Below are 23,256 nucleotides of genomic sequence, written 5' to 3' on the forward strand. Positions count from 1 at the left end.
AGACCGTCAGGCCCAGGTGATCAGCCGCTTGGGCTGCTCCAGGATCGCCGCGACGTCCGCGAGCACCTTGGAGCCCAGTTCCCCGTCGACCAGCCGGTGGTCGAAGGAGAGCGCGAGCGTGGTGACCTGCCTCGGCTTGACCTTGCCCTTGTGGACCCAGGGCTGGAGCTTGATCGCGCCGACCGCGAGGATCGCGGACTCGCCCGGGTTCAGGATCGGCGTACCGGTGTCGACGCCGAAGACGCCGACGTTGGTGATCGTGACCGTGCCGCCCTGCATGGCCGCGGGAGTGGTCTTGCCCTCGCGGGCGGTGGAGACCAGCTCGCCGAGCGCCTGCGCCAGTTCGGGCAGGGTCTTGTCGTGCGCGTCCTTGATGTTCGGCACGATCAGACCGCGCGGCGTGGCCGCGGCGATGCCCAGGTTGACGTAGTGCTTCTGCACGATCTCCTGGGCGGCCTCGTCCCAGGCCGCGTTGACGGCGGGGTTGCGCTTGATCGCGACCAGCAGCGCCTTGGCGATCAGCAGCAGCGGATTGACCCGCAGCCCCGCCATGTCCTTGTCGGCCTTGAGCTCGTCGACGAGCTTCATCGTCCGTGTCACGTCGAGCGTGATGAACTCCGTGACATGCGGCGCGGTGAAGGCGCTGCCGACCATCGCCGCCGCGGTGGCCTTGCGTACTCCCTTGATGGGGATACGGGTCTCCCGGGCGCCCGCCACGACAGGCTCGGGCGCGGGCTGTGCGGCGAGCGCGGGCTCGGCCCGGACCGGTGCGGGCGCCGGAGCCGGGGTGGCCGCCGCGTGGACGTCCTCCCGCGTGATGACTCCGTCGGGCCCGGTCGGGGTGACCGTCGCCAGATCGATGCCCAGGTCCTTGGCGAGCTTGCGGACCGGGGGCTTGGCGAGCGGGCGGGCCGGGCCGGTGACGAGGCCGTGGCCGTTCATCTCGGCCTGGATCGCGGTGGCCGCCGCGGCCTGCTCCGGGACGGCGGACGTGCCCTTGCGGGCGCGGCGCTTGGTGGAGGTCTCGGCGACGCCGTAGCCGACGAGGACGGGCGTGCGGCCCTTCGGCTCCGCCTCCTCGGCGGGCGTCTCGGCAGGGGTCTCGACGACGGGAGCGGCAGCGGCCGGGGCCGCGTCACCGCTGCCCGGCGCCACGTCGATCGTGATGATCGAGGTGCCGACGTCGACGGTCGTGCCCTCCTCGAAGCGCAGCTCGTGCACCACGCCGTCGTACGGGATCGGCAGCTCGACGGCCGCCTTGGCCGTCTCGACCTCGCAGACGACCTGGCCGTCCGTCACCGTGTCTCCGGGCTGGACGTACCACTTGAGGATCTCGGCCTCGGTGAGTCCCTCGCCCACGTCGGGCATCTTGAACTCTCGGAAGCGGAGCGAAGTGTCTTGAGTCATGGTCACGGCACTCCTCAGTACGCGAGCGAGCGGTCGACGGCGTCCAGCACCCGGTCAAGTCCCGGAAGGTACTCCTCCTCGAGCCGTGCCGGCGGGTAGGGGGCGTGGAAGCCGCCGACCCTCAGCACCGGGGCCTCCAGGTGGTAGAAGCACCGCTCCGTGATGCGAGCGGCGATCTCCGCGCCGGAGCCGTAGAAGACCGGGGCCTCGTGGACGACGACGAGCCTGCCCGTCTTCTCCACGGAGGTCTGGATGGTGTCGAAGTCGATCGGGGACATCGAGCGCAGGTCGATGACCTCCACCGACTTGCCCTCGTCGGCGGCCGCGGCCGCCGCTTCGACGCAGACCTTCACCATCGGACCGTACGCCGCGAGTGTGAGGTCCGAGCCCGCCTTGACGACGCGGGCCCTGTGCAGCGGGCCCGGGATGGCCTCGGTGTCGACCTCGCTCTTGTCCCAGTAGCGCCGCTTCGGCTCGAAGAAGATGACCGGGTCGTCGCTCTGGATCGCCTGCTGGAGCATCCAGTACGCGTCCGAGGAGTTGGACGGCGAGATGACCTTGAGGCCCGCGACATGCGCGAACAGGGCCTCGGGGGACTCGCTGTGGTGCTCGACCGCGCCGATGCCGCCGCCGTAGGGGATGCGGATGACGACGGGCAGCTTGATCTTGCCGAGCGCGCGGGCGTGCATCTTCGCGAGCTGCGTGACGATCTGGTCGTACGCGGGGAAGACGAAGCCGTCGAACTGGATCTCCACGACGGGCCGGTAGCCCCGCAGCGCGAGACCGATCGCCGTGCCGACGATGCCGGACTCGGCGAGCGGGGTGTCGATGACCCGGTCCTCGCCGAAGTCCTTCTGCAGTCCGTCGGTCACCCGGAAGACGCCGCCGAGCTTGCCGACGTCCTCACCCATGATCAGGACCTTGGGGTCGGTGTCGAGCGCCTTGCGCAGCGACTCGTTGAGCGCCTTGGCGAGGGGAAGCTTCTGTACGGCCATGATTAGTTGCCCTCCTCGGCGAAGGACGCCTGGTACGCGAGGAACTGGGCGCGCTCCTCGTCGACGAGGGCGTGCCCGTCGGCGTAGACATTCTCGAAGATCGCCAGATGGTCCGGGTCGGGCATGGCCCGCACCGCCTCACGCACCCGCTTGCCGAGCGTCTCGCTCTCCTCCTCCAGGGAGGTGAAGAACGCCTCGTCGGCGTGGCCGGCGTTCTCCAGATACGTACGCAGCCGCAGGATCGGGTCCTTGGCCTCCCAGGCCTGGCGCTCCTCGTCCGCCCGGTACTTCGTCGGGTCGTCCGAGGTGGTGTGCGCGCCCATCCGGTAGGTGAACGCCTCGACCAGGGTCGGGCCCTCGCCGCGGCGGGCGCGCTCCAGCGCGGAGCGGGTCACGGCCAGGCAGGCGAGTACGTCGTTGCCGTCGACACGGACACCGGGGAAGCCGTAGCCCTGGGCGCGCTGGTAGAGCGGCACACGGGTCTGCTTCTCGGTCGGCTCGGAGATCGCCCACTGGTTGTTCTGGCAGAAGAAGACGACCGGGGCGTTGTAGACCGCGGAGAACGTGAACGATTCCGCGACGTCGCCCTGGCTGGACGCGCCGTCACCGAAGTACGCGATCACGGCGGAGTCGGCGCCGTCCTTGGCCACGCCCATGGCGTAGCCGGTGGCGTGCAGCGTCTGCGAGCCGATGACGATCGTGTACAGGTGGAAGTTGTTGGTGGTGGGGTCCCAGCCGCCGTGGTTCACACCGCGGAACATGCCCAGCAGATTGGTCGGGTCGACCCCGCGGCACCAGGCGACGCCGTGCTCGCGATAGGTCGGGAAGACATAGTCGTCGTCGCGCAGCGCCCGGCCGGAGCCGATCTGGGCGGCCTCCTGGCCCAGCAGCGACGCCCACAGACCGAGCTCGCCCTGCCGCTGAAGAGCGGTGGCCTCGGCGTCGAAGCGCCGCGTCAGGACCATGTCCCGGTACAGCCCGCGCAGCTCGTCCGGGGTCAGGTCGATCTCGTAGTCCGGGTGCTCGACGCGCTCACCCTCGGGCGTCAGCAGTTGTACGAGCTGGGGCTCAGAACTCTGCGGCTTCTTCGCGGCGCTCACGCGCTTGCTGCTGCGTCGCGGTTTGCTCGCGGCAGTGCTCTCCACGGTCACGTGCGTGCTCCTCCGTCGGTCCGGCCCCCGGGGTTGCCGGTGTGGCCAGTGCGGCTCGCCTATTTCCGTACCCGTGCACGGGGTGGGTGCCGCTCGGCCGGGAATCAGGCGTGACAGGTGCCCCGGCGAGCGCCCTGCCAAAGGCACGTTACCCAGTGGGTCGCACTCCTGCGAAACCCCACTTGACCTGCGATTTTGCTTGGATTTCCAAGTAAATCGAGAAATGCGGGAACAACCACTGGTCACAGCCTTGCAGGCCGCCGGAACACCGGCACGTTATCCCGGGCACCCCGGGCACGGGAAGAGTAGATGTGTGACAACCCTTTTGTTCGCGAAGAGGTAAAAATCACTGTATTCCAAGGCAATGAGCTGCTGGCGGCGGTACGGGAGGTGGCGGCCGTCCGCCGCATCCGCGCCCAGCGCCCGGTGCCACCGACGCCGTCCGGTCAGAGCTCACCCGTTCGGGTTCATATACATCGAGCCGCGGTTCGCCACCGCACATATGCTGGATTATCCCGAAGAGCATCCCGCCGGCCACGCTGCGTGATCTAACATCTGGCGAGTGCCGCGCTCATCTGCAACTGCCCCACCCGTCGGTGTCCTGCTGCGCCGTTACGAGAACCCGGGCGAACCACTCTCCTGCGAGCCCGTCACACAGGGGCTCCTCAACCGCGGCTACCGGCTCGCCACCACCCGTGGCGCGTACTTCCTCAAGCACCATCTCGACGGCGACCACGAGGCCATCGCCCGCCAGCACCGGGCCACCCAGCGGCTCCAGGAGCTCGGTGTCCCGGTCGCCCCGCCCGTCGAGGACGCGCACGGCGACACGGTCGCGGTGATCGGCGGACGGTGCTACGCCCTGCACCCCTGGATCGAGGGGCGGCACCGCGACGGCGCGCAGCTGACGACACCCCAGTCCCGGCGGCTCGGCTCCCTCCTCGGTCGCGTACACACGTGCCTGGAGCAGGTCATGGAGGTGGACGCCACCCACCGCGGTCAGCACGAGAGCGCCGACCCCGAGGAGACCTTCACCCTCATCGACGAACTGCTGGCCCTCGCCCGCGCCGCCCGCCCCCGGGACGCCTTCGACAATCTGGCCGAGCGCCGGCTCCTCGAACGGCGCGCGCTCCTGGAACGCCATGCCGACCGCAGACCGCCCCCGGCCTCCCCGGGCTGCTGGGTGCACGGCGACTTCCACCCGCTGAATCTGCTCTACCGGGGCGCGGAACCGGCCGCGATCGTCGACTGGGACCGGCTGGGGGTGCACCCGCGTGCGGAGGAGGCGGTGCGGGCGGCGGCGATCTTCTTCGTCCAGCCGGCCGGTGAGCTGGAGCTGGGGAAGGTACGGGCGTACGCGCGCGCCTACCGCCGGGCGGCCGGCGCGGACGCGGCCGAACTGGCTGCCGCGGTGCACCGGGTGTGGTGGGAGCGGCTCAACGACTTCTGGATACTGCGCTGGCGCTACCAACTGCACGACCGAAGGGCCGACCCGCAGTTTCCTGCGGCGTCGGCCCTGGCGGTGTGGTGGACGAGGGAGTACGAGGCGGTACGGGATGCCTTCGCCGGCTGAGACCCGGCTGGGGCGTGTTTGAGAAGTAGCGCCGTCCGCCCGCAGGGCGGGCCCCGCGGCGTCTGGTGCGTGCAATCGCAAGGCGGAGGATCGCCCTCGTACTGGACGTACTTGGGCGACTGACGACAACACCGCGAGTGCGCGTGCCAGGCGTCGCGGGGTGGGGGTACCTCCCAGGCGAAGCTCTGGGGGAGGGACTTCTCAAACACGCCCCAGCTCAGCCCCTGGGTGTCCGTCAGCCGGCGCCCGGGTCGCCCGGGTTCCCCGTCTGACCGTCCGTCGGATCCGCCGTCGTGGGCTGGTCCGTGGGATCCGTCGGCTGGTCCGTCGGCTCCGTCGGCTGGTCCGTCGGATCTGCCGTCGTCGGATCGTCCGTCGGCGTCTGCGGATCGCTGGGCGTGAACGACGGCGTGTACGAGGGCGTGTACGACGGCTGCTGCTCGTCGCCCGTCGGGTCCGTCTCCTCGCTCTGCTCGGTGTCCTCCTCCGTCGGCGTCGGCGTGGTGTCCGGCGTCGACGGGGTCTCGGAGACCGTCGTGTTGGGCTTCTGGTCCGTGTTGTTGCCGTTCGCCTTGTTCAGCGCGAACGCGACACCAACGGCGATCGCCAGCACGGCGAGCACCGCGAGCAGCCACATCTTGCCCCGGCCGCCGCGGCCGTCCCGGCCGCCCCCGTGACCGCCGTCGTACCCGCCGTCGTTCGGGTTCATCGGGGGCAGGATCGGACTCTGCGAGGTCTCGCCGTGCACCGGGTGGTGCATCGGGTGGTGCACCGCGGTCGGCGCGGTCGTCCCCATCGCCGGCGTGAATCCGCCCTCGTGCAGGTCGACGGGTCCGGTGTTCCAGGTACCGGTGTGGCTGCCCTGCTGCTGAAGCATCTGCAGCCCGTACTGCACCAGACCGCGCATCTCCTCCGCGCTCTGGAACCGGTCGTCCGGGTCCTTCGCGAGGGAGCGCATCACCAGTCCGTCGAGCTCCGGCGGCACCACGTCCGAGATCTCGGACGGCGGCGACGGAATGTCCTGGACGTGCTGGTAGACCACCGACAGCGGCGTCTCACCGGTGAACGGGGGCCGCAGGGCGAGGAGTTCGTAGAGCAGACAGCCCGTCGCATACAGATCGGACCGGTGGTCGACGGCCTTGCCCAGCGCCTGCTCGGGGGAGAGGTACTGAGGCGTGCCCATGACCATGCCGGTCTGGGTCATCGTCGACTGCGCGCCGTGCAGAGCGCGCGCGATACCGAAGTCCATCACCTTCACCGCACCGGAGTTGGTGATGATGACGTTCGCGGGCTTGATGTCACGGTGCACGATGCCGTGCTGGTGGGAGTACGCGAGCGCCTCCAGCACACCGGAGACGATGATCAGCGCCTGCTCGGGCGGCGGAGCCTCCGCGTTGACCAGCAAGTCGCGGATGGTGCGCCCTTCGACGAGCTCCATCACGATGTACGGGACGGTCTGCATGCCGACGACGTCCTCGCCGGAGTCGTATACAGCTACCACCGCATGGTGGTTGAGGCCGGCGACCGACTGCGCCTCGCGCGTGAAGCGGGCCTTGGAGACCGGGTCCTCGGCGAGATCGGATCGGAGCAGCTTGACCGCGACCGTGCGGCCGAGCCGTACGTCCTCCGCCGCGAACACCTCGGCCATACCGCCGCGTCCGAGCTGGTGGGTCAGGCGGTAGCGGCCGTCGCCGACCAGTCCGCCGATGCCCCAGTTGTCCGCCGCATCCGGCACTCCGCCGCCGCCTGCTTCGGGTTCGGGTGCCATCAGTCCTCGCCGTCGTATCTGTCCGCGTGCACTGTGTGTACTGTGCGTGCGGGTGTTCGCTTAAGTCCTCAGGGGTCCTCTGCCACGTCACGCTACAGCCTTCGCGGGGCGCGCCGGTTCGAGAGGGACCGGCCATCAAACCGCTGCCGCCGCGGCCGCGCAAATTCCATGCGGTTCCTGTAACGCTTCCGAGACGCTTCTTGTGCGTACGGTCACGGAACGGGCACCCGGCTTGACGTGTCTGTGCCCTCGGGCAGACTTGGCCCGTAAATACGGATCACGGGAATGCGGATCGCAGGCATCGCGGGCATCGCGGCCTTCGCGCCGAGGGGGAAGCAGAGCATGAGCCACGACGGCGCACAGGGCCGCTATGCGGGAGGTTCGGTCGCCGGCGGGCGTTATCAGCTGCGCGACCTGCTCGGCGAGGGCGGCATGGCCTCCGTATATCTCGCGTACGACTCGGCGCTCGACCGCCAGGTCGCCATCAAGACGCTGCACACCGAGCTCGGACGCGAGCAGTCCTTCCGTGAGCGGTTCCGGCGCGAGGCGCAGGCCGTCGCCAAGCTGTCGCACACCAACATCGTCTCGGTCTTCGACACCGGCGAGGACGAGCTCGACGGCTCGCTGATGCCGTACATCGTCATGGAGTACGTCGAGGGCCAGCCGCTCGGATCCGTACTGCAGGCGGACATCGCGCAGTACGGCGCGATGCCGGCCGACAAGGCGCTGAAGGTGACGGCCGATGTGCTGGCCGCGCTGGAGACCAGCCACGAGATGGGCCTGGTCCACCGCGACATCAAGCCCGGCAACGTGATGATGACCAAGCGCAATGTCGTGAAGGTCATGGACTTCGGCATCGCGCGCGCCATGCAGTCGGGCGTCACCTCGATGACCCAGACCGGCATGGTGGTCGGTACGCCGCAGTACCTGTCGCCCGAGCAGGCGCTGGGCCGCGGTGTGGACGCCCGGTCCGACCTCTACTCCGTCGGCATCATGCTCTTCCAGCTGCTGACCGGCCGGCTGCCGTTCGACGCGGACTCGCCGCTGGCGATCGCGTACGCGCATGTGCAGGAGGAGCCGGTCCCTCCGTCCACGATCAACCGCTCCGTCACCCCCGCGATGGACGCGCTGGTCGCACGGGCACTGAAGAAGAACCCGAACGAGCGGTTCCCCAGCGCCGCCGCGATGCGCGACGAGTGCGCGCGAGTGGCCGGCGCCGGACAGACGGGCGCGCCGGTGATCATCGGCGGCGCTCCGACGACGAGTGGCGCGGGGGTGGGTTCGGCGGTCTTCCCGCCGCTGGACCAGTCGGCTCCGGCGCCGCAGAGCGTGCAGACGCCCTACCAGCCGGGCCCGTACGGCCCGCCGACTCCGGCGCCGCACTACGGGTATCCGCAGACGCCGGCCCCGGTAGGGGCGTACCAGGCGCCCGGTCAGGCGGTCTCGACGCCGCCTCCGTACTCCATCTCTCCGCAGACCGCGGTCCCGGGCGGCAGCGGCGGCAACCGCAGTGGCAAGCGGAACATGCCGGTCATCGTGGGCGCCATCGTGGTGTCCCTGCTGGCGGTCGGCGGCCTGATCACGGCGATCGTGCTGAACAAGGACGACCCGGGGGGCGACAACACCGGCGGGGACCCGAGTTCGAGCGAGTCGGCGGCTGCGGACGGGGCCCTGGCGCCGGACCGGACCCGGACGATCGACAAGACGAAGTGCTCGGATGCCATGGAGGACGGCAACGATCCGTCGAAGGTCCAGGCCCCTCAGCTTCTCTACAAGGACCTCCTCTCGGTGAAGGACTGTCTGCGGGCGGCCGGCTGGACCTGGAAAGTGGTCGAGGAGGACAACCCTCAGTACCCCAAGGACGCCGTGATCTCGCAGTACCCGAGCTCGGGCGAGGCCGTGGTGCCGAAGAGCCAGGAGTTCGAGATCACGATCTCCACCGGCAAGGCCGGCTGACCCGGACCTCAGCGCTCCACATCGCTTCACGGGAACGGCCCGGCACGCATGTCGCGTGCCGGGCCGTTCCCCTCGTGCCGTCGCGACTTCACTCGAGATTCCCCGCGATTCCCCCGTGCGCCCGCCCGGGATGCCGGAATTGTCATGGTATGTGACGCTGAGTCCGATATCTCGGCGACTCGGCACGGGAGGGGGTCACCCGGTGACTCCAGCGCTCCGCACACGCTGTGCGATCACAGTCGCCTCGCTCCTCCTGCTGGCCACGCCCGTCGCGTACGCCGAGGAGTCCGAGGCTCTCGAGCCGACTCCGGCGGCCACACCCGCCGCCACCGCTTCCCTCGCGGGCCGCCCGGCCGGTGAGGGGCGCCCGCGGCCGGGACGTACTCCCCAGAAGCACAGGACTCACGCGTCGCAGGACCGGGACGAGCCCGGGGCGGATCGCGAGGACCGGCCAGGCCGTAGGCCGTCCGAGTCACCTTCCCCTTCGGTTTCCGCGTCACGATCCCCTTCGGACGCCCCGTCCCGTACGCGCCCGTCCGAGCGGAAGCCCCCTCCCGCAGAGGACGAGGAACTCGCGACGGACGAGCCGGAGGAAGGGGAGGCCTCTCCGTCGCCCGCGCCGATCCCCAGCGCACCCGCCGCCGCACGTCAGCAAGCACCTCAGGCCCTTCCCCAGCCCGCCGCTCAGCAGATTTCCCCGATGTCCCTGGGGATCGGAATGGCTCTCATGGGGCTCGGAATCGGCTTCCTCGGGGTGCGGCTGCGGCATCGTTGAGCGCGCCGTCCTCCTCAAGACGGATGCACAGGCTCCGCCTATCGATGGGTTGCCGTCAGCGGCATACCCGGTATACATACTGAGTATGTCCATCCGCCACGGGCTTCTCGCCCTCCTTGAGCACGGCCCTCGCTACGGCTCCCAGCTCCGTACGGAGTTCGAGTCCCGCACCGGTGCCACCTGGCCGCTCAACGTCGGTCAGGTCTATACGACCCTCAGCCGTCTGGAGCGCGACGGCATGGTCGCCCAGAGCGGCGAGGACGGCGCCGGCCATGCGCTCTACGCCATCACCGAGGCCGGGCACGCCGAGCTGAGGACCTGGTTCGCCACGCCCGTGGACCGCAGCAGCCCGCCCCGCGACGAACTCGCCATCAAGCTCGCCATGGCCGTGGGCGCGCCCGGCGTGGACATCCGCAATGTCATCCAGTCCCAGCGCCACCACACCGTGAAGGCGATGCAGGACTACACCCGGCTCAAGGCGCAGGCACTGGCCGCGATCGAAAGCGGGGGCTCGGCCGAGCGCGACGACGTGGCCTGGCTCCTCGTGCTTGAGCAGCTGATCTTCCAGACCGAGGCCGAGGCGCGCTGGCTCGACCACTGCGAGGTCCGGCTGATCAGGCTCTCCGCGACGGCCGATCGGGGAGCCGAACGCCCGGCGGCCGCTTCCCTGATCGGGTCGCCGACGCCGCCCGCCTCGTCGTCGGCGCAGGGGCGGTCCGCGGCATCGGCGCCGGGGCGGCCCACGCCGCCGACCTAGCGTCCCGGTCCCTCACAGCCTCTTCGCTGCTCCACCTCTTCGCTGCTCCACCTCTTCGCTGCTCCACCTCTTCGCTTCTCGACTTCCTCGCTTCTCGGCCTCTTCGCTTCTCGACTTCCTCGTACATCCACCCGCTCGTACGCCGTCCGTCCAAGGGGGGACCTTCATGTCCGACCGCACGTCACAGCAGTCACAACAGCCCGTACTGCAACTCCAGCAACTGACCCGAGTCCACGGCAGCGGCGCCACCGAGGTGCATGCCCTGCGCGGTATCAACCTCGACGTCTTCCCCGGCGAACTCGTCGCCGTCATGGGCCCGTCGGGCTCCGGCAAGTCCACGCTGCTCACCATCGCGGGCGGCCTCGACACCCCCACCTCGGGCCGGGTGATCGTCGAGAACACCGACATCACCACCGCCCACCGCAAGACGCTCGCCGCCCTGCGCCGCCGCAGCATCGGCTATGTCTTCCAGGACTACAACCTCATACCGGCGCTCACCGCCGCCGAGAACGTCTCCCTGCCGCGCGAGCTCGACGGCATCTCCGCACGCAAGGCCCGTACCGAGGCCGTCGCCGCGCTGGAGGAGATGGACCTCGGTCATCTCGCCGACCGCTTCCCCGACGAGATGTCGGGCGGCCAGCAGCAGCGCGTGGCCATCGCCCGTGCCCTGGTCGGCGAGCGGCGGCTCGTCCTCGCCGACGAGCCGACCGGCGCCCTGGACTCCGAGACCGGCGAGTCCGTGCTCGCCCTGCTGCGCGCCCGCTGCGACGGCGGAGCGGCCGGCATTCTCGTCACCCACGAGCCGCGCTTCGCCGCCTGGGCGGACCGCGTGGTCTTCCTGCGGGACGGCGCGGTCGTCGACCAGACCATCCGCAGCCAGGCCGACTCGCTGCTCTCGGGCCAGGCGGCGGAACTGTGAACAGCTGGTACCACTCCTGGCGGGCCGCGATCCGTATCGCCCGCCGCGACGCCTTGCGCTCCAAGGGACGCAGCTTCCTCGTCCTCGCGATGATCGCCCTCCCGATCCTCGGCGTGAGCGCCGCGGATCTGACCCTGCGCAGCGCCGAGTTGTCGACCGAGCAGAGCCTTGAGCGCAAGCTGGGCGCCGCCGACGCCCGGCTGTCCGACCCCGGTCTGGGCGGCGTACCCATCAAGCAGACGCCCGACGCCGGCAGCTACACGCCCGTGGGGGACTTCGACGGAAAGCCGTGGCCCGAGGGCAAGACAGACATCAGCAAGGCACTGCCCCCAAGTACCAAGTCCCTTACGGACTCCCTGGGTTCGGGCAAGCTGCGTACCACGCACGGTCTGCTGAACACCGAGATCCGTGAGCTGAAGGCCTCGGACCCGTTGGCCAAGGGCATCATGGTCGTCGACCGGGGCCACCTGCCCCAGAAGTCCGACGAAGTCGCCGCGACCACGCACTTTCTTCAGTCCAGCGGTCTGAAGGTGGGCTCCAAGCTCACGGCCCGCGGGCTCGACCGCGAGTACACGATCGTCGGCTCGTACGAACTCCCCGACGCGCTGAAGACCGACCAGGTCAACGCGCTGCCGGGCGCGCTTCTCGCGCCGCTCGACAAGGCTCTCGACAAGGCCGAGCTGCCCGGCACCGAGACCAGCACCACGCATCTGGTGACTGTCTCCGGTGGTTTCACGTGGAACATGGTCAAAGCGGCCAACGCCAAGGGTGTGACGGTCAATTCGCGTGCCGTGGCCCTCAATCCGCCCGCCACGGCCGATGTTCCGATCTACCAGGAAGAGGGCTGGGGCACCTTCGAGGAAAGTACGGCCGCCAAAGCAGCCGCGCTGGCCGCCGTCGGCACCGTCGTCGGCCTCGCCATGCTGGAGATCTGCCTGCTGGCCGGGCCCGCCTTCGCGGTCGGCGCCCGCCGCTCGCGCCGCCAGCTCGGTCTGGTCGGCGCCAACGGCGGAGACCGCCGCCATATCCGCGCCATCGTCCTCGCCGGTGGTCTGGTGATCGGCTTCGCCGCGGCCGTGGTCGGCACGGTCCTCGGTCTGCTGCTCACCTTCGCGCTGCAGCCGGTCCTCGAGGACTACATGGGCCAGCGCTTCGGCAGTTTCGACGTACGGCCACTCGAACTGCTCGGTATCGGTCTGCTTGCCGTGTTCACAGGCCTGATGGCCGCGATCGTCCCGGCAATCACTTCGTCCCGCCAGTCCGTCCTGGCCTCGCTCACCGGCCGTCGTGGCGTACGCAAGAGCAACCGGGTGCTGCCGGTGATCGGCCTGATCGCGGTCCTGCTGGGCGCGGCGATCGCGCTCTACGGCTCGCTGATGACGGACCAGTTCATCGTCGTCGCCGGAGGCAGCGCCATCGCCGAGCTGGGCGTGGTCGCGCTGACCCCCGCTCTGGTGGGCCTGTTCGGCCGGACCGGGCGCATCCTGCCGCTCTCGCCGCGCCTCGCGCTGCGTGACGCGGTACGCAACCGGGGCCGCACGGCTCCCGCGGTGGCCGCGGTGCTGGCCGCCGTCGCGGGCACGGTGGCCGTGGCGACGTACACCGCGAGCAACGAGGCCCAGGGCAAGGCCGGTTATGAGGCACGGCTGCCGCACGGCGCGGTCTCCGTGATGCTCGACGAGGCCGGCGGCCGGGACGTCCCCGCGGTGCGCGCCGCCGTCCAGAAGCTGCTGCCCATCGATGTGCGGGCCGATGTGGACCGGATCTCGGTCGGCAAGTCCACCTGCTCGATGTACAGCGGCAAGGAGGGCTGCGGCCGCTACGAGGTCGTCGTGCCCAAGGCCAACCAGTGCCCGCTGTGGATGACCGACCCTGCCCACCCGAACGAGGACCCCTCGGAGAGGTTCAGCAAGGAGCAGCGCCGCAAGCTCGCAAAGGACTGGCGCTGCAAGGAATCCGCGGGTTCCACCTATGTCGACTCGGGTGTGGTGGTCGGTGACGCGAAGCTGCTGAAGGTGCTCGAGATCAACGACGCAGCGGCGGAGAAGGCGCTGGCGGACGGGCAGATCGTCTCGTTCGACAAGCGCAATCTCGACGCCAAGGGAAAGATCAGCATCCGTCTGATCACCGACCCCAAGGCGGCCGACGAGGCCCGCGAGAAGGGCAAGGAGGCGCCGGGCGAGATCAAGTCGTTCACCACGCACCAGGTCTCCGGAAGCGCCAATTCGTACGGCGTCGCCATGATCGTGCCGCCTGCGGCGCTCAAGGCCGCGGGTGTGACCACGGTGCCGCTCGGGGCGTACTACTCGACCGACAAGATGCCGAGCAGCGCGCAGCGCCAGCGGCTGGACGGCGAGCTCGACAAGACAGGCTCGGACATCAATCTCCATGTCGAGGACGGCTACACCAGCGAGAACAGCATCATCCTGCTGTCGCTGACCGTTTTCGCCGGGCTCATCACCATCGGCGCTGCGGGTATCGCCACGGGCCTCGCCCAGGCCGATGCGGAGGCCGACCTGAAGACCCTGGCCGCGGTCGGCGCCCCACCGCGGGTGCGCAGGACACTCAGCGGGTTCCAGTGCGGGGTGGTGGCCGCGATGGGTGTGCTGCTCGGCTCGGCGGCGGGTGTTCTCCCGGCGGTCGGACTGCGTCTCACCGAGAAGCGCCAGGAGATGAAGTTCTACCAGCAGGCGCTCGACCAGGGCTTCGGCTCGGCAGACTCGGTGCCATACGTGCCGATCATCGTGCCCTGGGAAACCCTGGCCGCGCTGCTCGTCGCGGTCCCGGTCGGCGCGGCGCTCCTGGCGGCGCTGGTGACCCGCTCCCGCGGTGCGCTCTCCCGCCGAGAGGCGACCTGACGGTCGCATCCGGCCATATCCAGCGGTTTTGTGGCCCCGTACGAGGGTGGATCACCCTCGTACGGGGGCACACCGTGTGGTGACGCACATGTGCGAGAGAATGGCGGCATGGAGATGCCGAGGAATGAACGGTCGCAGGAGAGCCCCCATGTCCTTGTCGTGGGACAGGACGGAATGGCACTCGGCGGCGGTCACAGTGACGACGAGTCGCGCGAGGTCCCGGTGACGGAGATGGTCGAGCAGCCTGCCAAGGTCATGCGGATCGGCAGCATGATCAAGCAGCTGCTGGAGGAAGTCAGAGCAGCACCTCTGGACGAGGCGAGCCGGGTCCGGCTCAAGGAGATCCACGCCAGCTCCGTCAAGGAACTGGAGGACGGCCTCGCCCCCGAACTGGTCGAGGAACTCGAACGCCTCTCGCTCCCGTTCACGGACGAGGCAATCCCCTCGGAGGCCGAACTGCGCATCGCGCAGGCTCAGTTGGTGGGATGGCTGGAGGGCCTCTTCCACGGCATCCAGACGGCGCTGTTCGCGCAGCAGATGGCAGCCCGCGCCCAACTGGAACAGATGCGCCGAGCGCTCCCGCCGGGAGCGAGCCACGAGGACGACGAGGACGGCCAGCACGGCGCGATCCGCTCGGGACCGTACCTGTAACGCGAATTCGCGAATCTTCGCGCGACTCGACGGCGGACCGGGGTACGGATACCTCGGCCCGCCGGTCTTTTGCCCGCGGCTTGCGCGTTGGGCGGGGAGATCTTGCGCCGCGCCACGGCGGTTGCGACGAAGCCGCGGTGCGGCCGGGCGCGCAAGGCGACGCCCCGCAGGAATCCCGAGCGGCGAGGACGGACCGGTACTCGCGGGGGTACTGCGCACGCCCGTTCTCAAGGGCGTGCGGGCCACGTCCGGGAGCCGGAACCCGCCCCGGGACGCCGGTGGGAGCACCTAGCCGGACACGACATCCCGCGCGGCACAGCCCGCAGGGCAGGGACAGGGTCGTACGCACTCCCCCGGTTCTCCAGGGCGGGCGCCCGGGGCTACTCCCGGGCGATCCGATCTTCGTGCGGAGCGCCCCCGGGGCGCGTGGGCGGTTGAGCCGACAAGCGGCGCACCGGCGCGCAGCATCACCGCAGGACCACCCCGCGCGGCGAAACCCGCACACCGCGGGGGCACGGGGGTACGGGGGTACGCAGTACACCCGTGCCCCCGGGCGGGCGGGCTACCCCCGCGGAGCCGGAACCGCCCCTGCGGCGTGGGCCCGTACCCCCACCCGCCGTCACTCACCCGCCGGCGACACCAACAGCACCTTCCCCACATTCGCCCCGGACTCCAGCACCCGGTGCCCCTCCGCCGCATCCGCCAGTGCCACCCTCCGGTCCACCACCGCCCGCACCCGGCCCGCTTCAATCAGTGGCCACACGTGCTCCCGTACCGCCGCCACGATCGACGCCTTCTCGCCCAGCGGCCGGCCGCGCAGCGACGTCGCCGTCACCGCCGCCCGCTTGCCCAGCAGTGTCGCCAGGTTCAGCTCGCCCTTGACGCCGCCCTGCAGGCCGATCACGGCAAGGCGGCCGTTGACGGCCAGCGCCCGCACATTCCGGTCCAGATACTTCGCGCCGACGATGTCGAGGATGACGTCCGCCCCCGCCCCCTCCGTCGCCTTCCGCAGCTCCTCCACGAAATCCTGCTCGCGGTAGTCGATGAGGATGTCCGCGCCCAGTTCCGCGCAGCGGGCCAGCTTCTCGGGCCCGCCCGCCGTCACGGCGACCCGTGCCCCCACCGCCTTGGCGAGCTGGATCGCCATGGTGCCGATCCCGCTCGCTCCGCCGTGCACCAGCAGCGTCTCTCCCGGCCGCAGGTGCGCGATCATGAACACGTTGGACCACACCGTCGAGGTCACCTCGGGCAGCGCCGCCGCCGTGACCAGGTCCATCCCCTGCGGCACCGGCAGCAACTGCCCCATCGGCACGGTGGCCTTCTCCGCGTATCCGCCGCCGGCCAGCAGCGCGCACACCTCGTCGCCCACGGCCCACCCCGAGACCCCGGGGCCCAGCGCGGCAATGCGCCCCGAGCATTCGAGACCGGGATACGGGGACGAGCCGGGCGGCGGATCGTAGAAGCCCTGCCGCTGCAGCAGATCCGCACGGTTTACGGCGCTGGCCACGACGTCGACGAGGACCTCGCCCTCGCCGGGTACGGGATCGGGCACCTCTGCCCAGACAAGCGCCTCGGGACCACCAGGTTCGGGAATCGTGATCGCATGCATGGGCGCGAGGCTACTCCGCGCCCTGACCGTTCAGTGCCGTTGAGGGGCGAGGTCCTCCGCGCGCAGGATCGTGATTGCCCGGCTCGTCACCAGCCGCTCCCCGGCCCGCCGAGCCACGGCGTCCCGGCCGGGACGTTTCACGTGAAACGCCCTCCGTCGGCGATCGACGGCGCCCAGGAGGTCCACGGCAGGTCGAGAACCTCCAGCTCATCACCGGCCTGAGCCCCGCCCGGCGGCACGACGGCCAGACCGTCGGCGGCGGCGATTCCGCGCAGCATGGCGGGCCCGTTGTAGTGCAGCGGCACCAGCCGGTCGGCGCCGTGGACGAAGGGCACAAGGCGGGTGTCGTACGGGTGCCCGTGCACCTCGTCACGCACCGGCGCGCGATACGGAACGGGCGCCGGCCGTCTCGCAAGTCCGCTCAACAGCGGCTCTGCGAGTGTCAGCAGCCCGGAGACGGCAGCCAGGGGATTGCCGGGCAGCCCCACCAGATACCTGGACGGCAGTTCGCCGTGCGGTGCGAGCCGGGCCAGCAGCATCGGATGGCCGGGGCGCACGGCCACCCCGTCCACCAGCAGCTCGGCGCCCGCCTTCCCGAGAACCGGGTGGACATGGTCGACGGGGCCCGCGGCCGTGCCTCCGGTGGTGACGATGAGATCGGCGTCGGAGGTGGTGACAGCGCGGTGCAGGGCTTCGGCGTCGTCACCGAGGCGCCGGGTGGCGACGACATCGACGCCGAGGGCACCGAGCCAGGGCCCGATCATCGGCCCGAGGGCGTCGCGGATGAGGCCTTCGTGGGGGAGGCCGGCGCTGAGCAATTCATCGCCGAGTACCAGCACTTCGACGCGCGGCCGCGCAACGGTGACCAGCTCGTCGTAACCGGCGGCCGCGGCAAGGCCCAACACGGCGGGGGTCACCAGGGAGGCGACGGGCAGGAGGTGGTCGCCGGACCGGCATTCCTGTCCTCGCGGCCGGATGTCCTGCCCCTGGACCACCTCGCGCTCGGCGTACAGCTGGCCCTTGTCCGCATCGGTGCGGGCGTGCTCGCTGCGGATCACCGCGGTGGCCTCGGGCGGGATACGGGCGCCCGTGGCGATGCGTACCGCTGCACCGTCGGGGAGCGGCGGGGTTTCGCCGTGCCCGGCGAGAATCGAGCCGCCACTGCGAATGGTCCAGGGTCCGGGACCGGCGACGGCCCAACCGTCCATGGCGGAGGTGTCGAAGGAGGGCAGATCGCAGAGCGCGGTGAGCGGCTCGGCCAGCACCTGGCCGAGGGCCTGATCGAGCCGGACCCGCCGGGTGCGGGGCTGCGCGTCGCGCCCGATACGCGCCGCGAGGGCCCGGGCATCGGGCCAGGCAGTCGCGCGATGCCGGTCCCCGGCCGCCTCGCCCGTCCGTGCGGAGGAGGCGTCGGAGCCGTGAGCCGAACCGGGGGCGCTTTCGTGCCGCGTCCGGCGGGCGACGAGCGCGAGGGCTTCCTCGACGCCGTCGGATTCGGCCTCCTGGTCCCGACCGTTCATCCGGCGTCGCCCTCGTCCGGCTCGCCAGGCCCGGAAGCCTGGGCGGGACCGGCTCCCGGGGCTGCCTGTTCGGCCTCCTCCGCCCAGCGCGCGGCGAGCGCGGCCGCCTTGCGGGCGGCTTCGGCGACTGCCGCCGGGCCGCCGCTTCCTGCCTGGGCCGCCGCGTACCCCACCAGGAAGGTGGTGAGCGGTGCGGCGGGGCGGGCGACGCCGTGCGCGGCATCGCGCGCGAGGTCGAGCAGGACGCCGGTGTCGACGTCGAGTTCGATGCCGAGTTCGTCCTTGACTGCGGTGATCCATTCGTCCAGCACGTTCCTATGGTCCCTGATGCGGGCCCGAGCGGCGGAGATGTCCTCCCAGGTGTCGCAGTCGAAGGAGGCGAGCGGCTCCGCGTCGATCCGGGCGAGCTCCAGCTCCTGCGTCAGCAGACGCAACGGCAGCCCGGTCAAACTGCCGTACTCGCTGGCGAGAAGGGCGAGTTCACGGCGCAGCGGTTCGGTGCGGTACGCGGCGACGAGGGGCTGGTCGCGCCCGCCCGCATCGGTGAGCAGCGCCGCCTCGCGCCCGCTCGTGCCCAGGGTGCGGATCAGCTGCCGTACGGTCCGCTCCCCCAGGAACGGCAGATCGGCCGAGAGAACCAGGACGGCTCCTGCCTCGACCTGCCGCACCCCGGCGTCGAGCGCGGCGAGCGGCCCGCTGCCGGGGGGCTCTTCGCGCGCCCACACCACGGGGCGTGCCGTGGCCCGGCGCCCCCCGACCACGACGGTGCGCCCCGCGTCACGGCACACCCCGAGCACCCGGTCGAGCAGGGCCCGACCGCCCACTCTCACCGCAGGCTTGTCGGCCCCGCCCAGCCGCTTCGCGGCACCCCCGGCGAGCACGATGGCGTCATAGGCGGTCATGCCTGAAGTATGGGCCGCGATCGCGTGGGCGGGCAGCCCCGAGTGATCTCTCCTGTTCCTCGGGGCGTGCCCAGGGCCGTCCTGCGGCTGTCGCTACAGGCTGCGCAGCAGCACCGACGGGTGCTCGACGCAGTCGGCGACATAGCGCAGGAAGCCGCCCGCGGTGCCACCGTCACAGACCCGGTGGTCGAAGGTGAGCGAGAGCTGCACGACCTGGCGTACGGCCAGCTCGCCCTGGTGCACCCACGGCTTCGGCACGATCCGGCCCACCCCGAGCATCGCCGCCTCCGGGTGGTTGATGATCGGCGTGGAGCCGTCGACACCGAACACCCCGTAGTTGTTCAGGGTGAACGTCCCGCCCGTCAGATCGGCCGGAGTCAGCGTCCCCTGCCGCGCCGCCTCCGTCAGCCGCGCGAACTCAGCGCTCAGCGACTCGGCCGAGCGGCCGTGCGCATTCCGTACGACCGGAACCACCAGGCCACGCTCGGTCTGCGCCGCGAAGCCCAGATGCACCTCGGGAAGCCGCACGATCTCCCTGGCGTCCATGTCCACCGTGGAGTTGAGCTCCGGGTGGCGGGCGAGCGCGGCCGTACAGATCCGGGCGAGCAGCGCCAGCAGCGAGATCTTCGGACCGCCCGCCGCGTTCATCGAGGCCCGCGCGGCCATCAGCTCGGTCGCGTCCGCATCGACCCAGCACGTGGCGTCCGGTATCTCGCGGCGGCTGCGGGACAGCTTGTCGGCCACGGCTCCGCGTACGCCGCGCAGCGGTACCCGCTCGCCGCGCGTCACGGCGGAGGCGGGGGCCGCGGCGGCGACAGGCGCGGCCGGTGCCTCTGCGGCCCGCATCGCGTGCTCGACGTCGGCACGCAGGATCAGGCCGTCAGGCCCGGAACCGGTCAACGTGCGCAGATCGACGTCGTGTTCACGGGCAAGCCGGCGGACGAGCGGCGAGATGACGGGCACAGGCCCGCTCTGCGCGGCCTCATGGACCGCCAGCGCGCCGACCGGCCGGCGCTCGGGCGCCGGAGCCGCGGCAGGAGCCGGAGCGGGAGCGGGAGCGGAAGGGGGCACGGCGGTGGGCGCGGGAGCCGGCGCCGCCGGAACGGACGCGAGGGGCCCGGCAGGCCGAATCCGCCGACGACGGACCGCTGGCGCACCCGTCCCGTAGCCGACCAGCACATTGCCCGAAGACTCCTCCGCGGCCCCGGAAGAGCCCGCGGCCTCAGCGGTACGGGACGAGCCGGAGGAGCCGATACCGTCGGCCCCGCCCAGGTCCGCCGCCCCCACCGCTACCGTCAGCAGCGGTGCCCCGACGGGAACTTCCGTACCTTCCTCGCCGAAACACGCGGTCACCACGCCCCCGTAGGGACACGGCACCTCCACCATCGCCTTGGCCGTCTCGACCTCGACGACCGGCTGGTCGATCGCGACGACGTCGCCCACCGCCACCAGCCAGCGCACGATCTCCGCCTCGGTCAGGCCCTCGCCGAGGTCCGGGAGCTTGAATTCGAGCACCTGAGCCATCAGCTCCCCGCCTCCCACTGCAGCCGCGCCACCGCGTCCAGAACCCGGTCCACTCCCGGCAGATGGTGCCGCTCCAGCATCGGCGGCGGATACGGAATGTCGAAACCGGCCACGCGCAGCACCGGAGCCTCCAGATGGTGGAAGCAGCGCTCCGTCACCCGCGCGGCGATCTCCCCTCCAGGGCCGCCGAAACCGGTGGACTCATGGACGACGACCGCCCGTCCCGTGCGCCGCACGGACGCGCAGACCGTCTCGTCGTCGAAGGGCACCAGCGAGCGCAGATCGACGACTTCCAGATCCCAGCCCTCGGCCGCGGCCGCTTCGGCGGCCTCCATGCAGACCGGCACGGAGGGCCCGTACGTGATCAGCGTGGCGCTGCGCCCCGGCCGGCGCACCACGGCGCGGCCTATCGGCTCCACCGCGGACGGCGCTTCGGGCGACCACTCCGCCTTCGACCAGTACAGCCGCTTGGGCTCCAGGAAGACCACCGGGTCGTCCGAGGCGATCGCGGCCCTCAGCAGCCCGTACGCATCGTCGACGGTCGCGGGCGTGACGACATGGAGTCCCGGAGTCGCCACGTAGTAGGCCTCGGACGAGTCACTGTGGTGCTCAACGCCGCCGATTCCGCCGCCGTACGGCACGCGCACGGTGATCGGCAGCGGCATCCCGCCCCGGGTCCGGTTCCGCATCCGCGCGACATGGCTGATCAGCTGCTCGAACGCCGGATAGGCGAAGGCGTCGAACTGCATCTCGACCACCGGCCGGAGCCCGTACATCGCCATGCCGACGGCCGTGCCGAGGATGCCCGCCTCGGCGAGCGGTGTGTCCGTGCAGCGGTCCTCGCCGAACTCCTTGGCCAGCCCGTCCGTGACCCGGAAGACTCCGCCGAGCGTGCCGACGTCCTCCCCCATCACATGGACGGTCGGGTCCTCGGCCATCGCGTCCCGCATCGCCCGCTGAAGGGCCTGGGCCATCGAGGCCGGTTTCACCGCTGCCGTGGTCATCGCGCTTCTCCCTCGGCGTCGAGCTCGGCCCGCAGCTGCGCGGCCTGCTCCCGCAGCTGGCTGGTCTGCTCGGCGTAGACATGCGCGAAGAGGTCCATGGGGTCGAGCACCGGGTCGGCGTTCATCCCCTCGCGCAGCTGAGCGGCCATCGTCTCGGCCGCGTCGGCAGCCGCCCGTATGCCGCCCTCGTCGAGGAGTCCTCGCTCGGTCAACTCCCGCTCCAGCAGCCGGATCGGATCGTGCGCACGCCAGGCCTCGACCTCGCTCTCGACCCGGTAGCGGGTCGCGTCGTCGGCGTTCGTGTGGGCGTCCATGCGGTACGTCACAGCCTCGATCAGCGTCGGACCGCCGCCGCGCCGGGCCCTGGCCACGGCATCGGCGAGCACCTCGTGCACCGCGGCCGCGTCGTTGCCGTCGACGAGTCGGCCCGGCATGCCGTATCCCACGGCCTTGTGGGCGAGCGAGGGCGCGGCCGTCTGCTTGGCCAGCGGTACCGAGATCGCGAAGCCGTTGTTCTGGACCAGGAAAACGACCGGGGCCTGCCACACGGCGGCGAAGTTCAGTGCCTCGTGGAAGTCGCCCTCGCTGGTGCCGCCGTCGCCGACCATGGCGAGCGCGACGACGTCGTCGCCCTTGAGCCTGGCGGCGTGCGCCAGTCCCACCGCATGCGGCAGCTGGGTGGCGAGCGGGGTGCACAGGGGCGCTATGCGGTGCTCGTGCGGGTCGTATCCGGTGTGCCAGTCACCGCGCAGCAGCGTCAGTGCCTGTACGGGGTCGAGCCCGCGTGCAACGGCCGCGAGGGTGTCGCGGTAGCTGGGGAAGAGCCAGTCCCGCTCTTCGAGCGCCAGCGCCGCCGCCACCTCGCACGCCTCCTGCCCGGTGCTCGACGGGTATACGGCAAGCCTGCCCTGCTTGGTCAGGGCGGTCGCCTGGGCGTTGTACCTGCGGCCGCGCACCAGCTCCGCGTACAGCCGCAGGAGCAGCTCGGGGTCCACGCCGGCGGCGGCGTCCGTGCCGAGCACGCGGTACGGCTCCGGGTCCGGGAGCAGGGGTGCGGGGTCGGTACGGGGCTTCCACGCCGGGGGCGGGGTGGGCCGGTAGGCGGCAGCGGCACCGGGCAGCTCCTGGACCGTCATGCTGCTTTTCCTCAACGCGAGCACCTCCTCACGGGAGCGACGACGAAGCGGCACGACAGTGTGACCCGCCTCCCTACCGATTGTTCGGTCGTGGACGCATTTTGGCTACAGGCACCTTCAGCCTGTGGACAAACGGTTCTCCACAGCCTGAGATGGAGACAGGTCGTCCATGCTGAGAAGGCGGGGGGATATGGCAGCTGAACAAATGGCCGAGGGCGGGGACCGGACGGAGCAGACCACTCCGGCACGGTCCCTCGACCCCATCGACCGGGACATCCTTCGGATCCTCCAGACCGACGGCCGCGCCTCGATACGCTCCGTCGCCGAGCGTGTGCATGTCTCGCGCGCCAACGCGTACGCACGTATCAACAGACTCATCGACGACGGCGTGATACGCGGCTTCAGCGCCCGGGTGAACCACGAGCGCGCAGGTCAGGGCGCCTCCGCCTACATCACGCTCAAGATCGTGCAAAACACCTGGCGCACGGTGCGCGAGCAGCTGCAGGCACTGCCCGGAGCCGCCCACATCGCTCTGGTCAGCGGCGATTTCGACGTACTGCTGCTTGTCCACACCCCGGACAACCGCACGCTGCGCGAGCTCGTCCTGACCCGGCTCCAGTCCATCCCGGAAGTGCTGTCCACGCGCACGCTGCTGGTCTTCGAGGAGACGGATCTCGACCCGGTGCCCAATTCAGGCGCGCCACCCGACGTGGAACCGCTGCAGTGAACCCGTGGCCCTGTCCGTGGAGCCCTG

17 protein-coding genes are annotated in these 23,256 nt (G+C 70.8%); 7 read left to right on the forward strand and 10 right to left on the reverse strand.

Going from position 1 to position 23,256, the window contains the following annotated elements:
- Positions 1-6 precede the first annotated feature (6 nt).
- From OG905_RS19855 to pdhA (OG905_RS19865), 3 genes are read right to left on the reverse strand one after another with little or no spacing between them, the layout of a single operon-like run.
- The gene (locus OG905_RS19855) at positions 7-1,407 is read right to left on the reverse strand and encodes a dihydrolipoamide acetyltransferase family protein (protein ID WP_328673776.1); all 1,401 of its coding nucleotides are present in this window, start codon (positions 1,405-1,407) and stop codon (positions 7-9) included.
- A gap of 14 nt (positions 1,408-1,421) precedes the next feature.
- Positions 1,422-2,402 carry an alpha-ketoacid dehydrogenase subunit beta gene (locus OG905_RS19860; protein ID WP_328673778.1) on the reverse strand — a complete coding sequence of 327 codons (981 nt, stop codon included), beginning with the start codon at positions 2,400-2,402 and terminating at the stop codon, positions 1,422-1,424.
- 2 nt (positions 2,403-2,404) lie between these two features.
- Positions 2,405-3,553, reverse strand: a complete 1,149-nt coding sequence (pdhA, locus tag OG905_RS19865; protein WP_328673780.1) for a pyruvate dehydrogenase (acetyl-transferring) E1 component subunit alpha — start codon at positions 3,551-3,553, stop codon at positions 2,405-2,407.
- A gap of 562 nt (positions 3,554-4,115) precedes the next feature.
- Here pdhA (OG905_RS19865) and OG905_RS19870 point away from each other — a divergent pair.
- The gene (locus OG905_RS19870) at positions 4,116-5,123 is read left to right on the forward strand and encodes a phosphotransferase (protein WP_328673782.1); all 1,008 of its coding nucleotides are present in this window, start codon (positions 4,116-4,118) and stop codon (positions 5,121-5,123) included.
- Positions 5,124-5,358: 235 nt separating this feature from the next.
- Here the strand turns inward: OG905_RS19870 and OG905_RS19875 are convergent, their stop codons facing one another.
- Positions 5,359-6,891, reverse strand: a complete 1,533-nt coding sequence (locus OG905_RS19875) for a protein kinase domain-containing protein (protein ID WP_328673784.1) — start codon at positions 6,889-6,891, stop codon at positions 5,359-5,361.
- A gap of 342 nt (positions 6,892-7,233) precedes the next feature.
- Here OG905_RS19875 and OG905_RS19880 point away from each other — a divergent pair, with 342 nt between their 5' ends.
- The 5 genes from OG905_RS19880 (at position 7,234) to OG905_RS19900 (ending at position 14,807) form a co-directional block, all read left to right on the forward strand.
- A complete protein-coding gene (locus tag OG905_RS19880; protein ID WP_328682474.1) occupies positions 7,234-8,847 on the forward strand; it encodes a protein kinase domain-containing protein in 1,614 nt (537 codons plus the stop codon).
- Between the two features lie 860 nt (positions 8,848-9,707).
- The gene (locus tag OG905_RS19885; protein ID WP_328673786.1) at positions 9,708-10,379 is read left to right on the forward strand and encodes a PadR family transcriptional regulator; all 672 of its coding nucleotides are present in this window, start codon (positions 9,708-9,710) and stop codon (positions 10,377-10,379) included.
- 166 nt (positions 10,380-10,545) lie between these two features.
- A complete protein-coding gene (locus tag OG905_RS19890) occupies positions 10,546-11,298 on the forward strand; it encodes an ABC transporter ATP-binding protein (RefSeq protein WP_328673788.1) in 753 nt (250 codons plus the stop codon).
- Positions 11,295-14,156 carry an ABC transporter permease gene (locus tag OG905_RS19895; RefSeq protein WP_328673790.1) on the forward strand — a complete coding sequence of 954 codons (2,862 nt, stop codon included), beginning with the start codon at positions 11,295-11,297 and terminating at the stop codon, positions 14,154-14,156. Before OG905_RS19890 ends, OG905_RS19895 begins: the two co-directional genes overlap by 4 nt.
- Before the next feature lie 108 nt (positions 14,157-14,264).
- The gene (locus tag OG905_RS19900) at positions 14,265-14,807 is read left to right on the forward strand and encodes a bacterial proteasome activator family protein (RefSeq protein ID WP_328673792.1); all 543 of its coding nucleotides are present in this window, start codon (positions 14,265-14,267) and stop codon (positions 14,805-14,807) included.
- Positions 14,808-15,426: 619 nt separating this feature from the next.
- Here the strand turns inward: OG905_RS19900 and OG905_RS19905 are convergent.
- From OG905_RS19905 to pdhA (OG905_RS19930), 6 genes are all read right to left on the reverse strand, one after another.
- Complete coding sequence (locus OG905_RS19905; RefSeq protein ID WP_328673794.1) at positions 15,427-16,416, reverse strand: NAD(P)H-quinone oxidoreductase; 990 nt, start codon at positions 16,414-16,416, stop codon at positions 15,427-15,429.
- Between the two features lie 137 nt (positions 16,417-16,553).
- Positions 16,554-17,936: a molybdopterin molybdotransferase MoeA gene (locus tag OG905_RS19910; RefSeq protein WP_328673796.1), complete on the reverse strand. Its 1,383-nt coding sequence runs from the start codon at positions 17,934-17,936 to the stop codon at positions 16,554-16,556.
- Positions 17,933-18,838, reverse strand: a complete 906-nt coding sequence (locus tag OG905_RS19915) for an NTP transferase domain-containing protein (RefSeq protein WP_328673798.1) — start codon at positions 18,836-18,838, stop codon at positions 17,933-17,935. Before OG905_RS19915 ends, OG905_RS19910 begins: the two co-directional genes overlap by 4 nt.
- 93 nt (positions 18,839-18,931) lie before the next feature.
- Positions 18,932-20,362: a dihydrolipoamide acetyltransferase family protein gene (locus tag OG905_RS19920; RefSeq protein ID WP_328673800.1), complete on the reverse strand. Its 1,431-nt coding sequence runs from the start codon at positions 20,360-20,362 to the stop codon at positions 18,932-18,934.
- A complete protein-coding gene (locus OG905_RS19925; RefSeq protein ID WP_328673802.1) occupies positions 20,362-21,366 on the reverse strand; it encodes an alpha-ketoacid dehydrogenase subunit beta in 1,005 nt (334 codons plus the stop codon). Before OG905_RS19925 ends, OG905_RS19920 begins: the two co-directional genes overlap by 1 nt.
- Positions 21,363-22,502: a pyruvate dehydrogenase (acetyl-transferring) E1 component subunit alpha gene (gene pdhA / locus OG905_RS19930; protein ID WP_328673804.1), complete on the reverse strand. Its 1,140-nt coding sequence runs from the start codon at positions 22,500-22,502 to the stop codon at positions 21,363-21,365. Before pdhA (OG905_RS19930) ends, OG905_RS19925 begins: the two co-directional genes overlap by 4 nt.
- A 205-nt stretch (positions 22,503-22,707) precedes the next feature.
- On the opposite strand from pdhA (OG905_RS19930), the gene OG905_RS19935 reads away from it, so the two are divergent.
- A complete protein-coding gene (locus tag OG905_RS19935) occupies positions 22,708-23,229 on the forward strand; it encodes an Lrp/AsnC family transcriptional regulator (protein ID WP_328682476.1) in 522 nt (173 codons plus the stop codon).
- Positions 23,230-23,256: the final 27 nt, after the last annotated feature.

The organism is Streptomyces sp. NBC_00322 (assembly GCF_036147535.1).
GTDB lineage: Bacteria > Actinomycetota > Actinomycetes > Streptomycetales > Streptomycetaceae > Streptomyces.

Excerpts from the sequence above, each read along its gene's own strand:
- OG905_RS19880 (WP_328682474.1), top strand. The coding sequence starts at position 7,234 with ATGAGCCACGACGGCGCACAGGGCCGCTATGCGGGAGGTTCGGTCGCC.
- OG905_RS19935 (WP_328682476.1), top strand. The coding sequence starts at position 22,708 with ATGGCCGAGGGCGGGGACCGGACGGAGCAGACCACTCCGGCACGGTCC.
- OG905_RS19900 (WP_328673792.1), top strand. The coding sequence starts at position 14,265 with ATGGAGATGCCGAGGAATGAACGGTCGCAGGAGAGCCCCCATGTCCTT.
- OG905_RS19920 (WP_328673800.1), bottom strand. The coding sequence starts at position 20,362 with ATGGCTCAGGTGCTCGAATTCAAGCTCCCGGACCTCGGCGAGGGCCTG.
- OG905_RS19855 (WP_328673776.1), bottom strand. The coding sequence starts at position 1,407 with ATGACTCAAGACACTTCGCTCCGCTTCCGAGAGTTCAAGATGCCCGAC.
- pdhA (WP_328673804.1), bottom strand. The coding sequence starts at position 22,502 with ATGACGGTCCAGGAGCTGCCCGGTGCCGCTGCCGCCTACCGGCCCACC.
- OG905_RS19860 (WP_328673778.1), bottom strand. The coding sequence starts at position 2,402 with ATGGCCGTACAGAAGCTTCCCCTCGCCAAGGCGCTCAACGAGTCGCTG.
- OG905_RS19885 (WP_328673786.1), top strand. The coding sequence starts at position 9,708 with ATGTCCATCCGCCACGGGCTTCTCGCCCTCCTTGAGCACGGCCCTCGC.
- OG905_RS19890 (WP_328673788.1), top strand. The coding sequence starts at position 10,546 with ATGTCCGACCGCACGTCACAGCAGTCACAACAGCCCGTACTGCAACTC.
- OG905_RS19875 (WP_328673784.1), bottom strand. The coding sequence starts at position 6,891 with ATGGCACCCGAACCCGAAGCAGGCGGCGGCGGAGTGCCGGATGCGGCG.
- OG905_RS19910 (WP_328673796.1), bottom strand. The coding sequence starts at position 17,936 with ATGAACGGTCGGGACCAGGAGGCCGAATCCGACGGCGTCGAGGAAGCC.
- OG905_RS19915 (WP_328673798.1), bottom strand. The coding sequence starts at position 18,838 with ATGACCGCCTATGACGCCATCGTGCTCGCCGGGGGTGCCGCGAAGCGG.
- OG905_RS19925 (WP_328673802.1), bottom strand. The coding sequence starts at position 21,366 with ATGACCACGGCAGCGGTGAAACCGGCCTCGATGGCCCAGGCCCTTCAG.
- OG905_RS19905 (WP_328673794.1), bottom strand. The coding sequence starts at position 16,416 with ATGCATGCGATCACGATTCCCGAACCTGGTGGTCCCGAGGCGCTTGTC.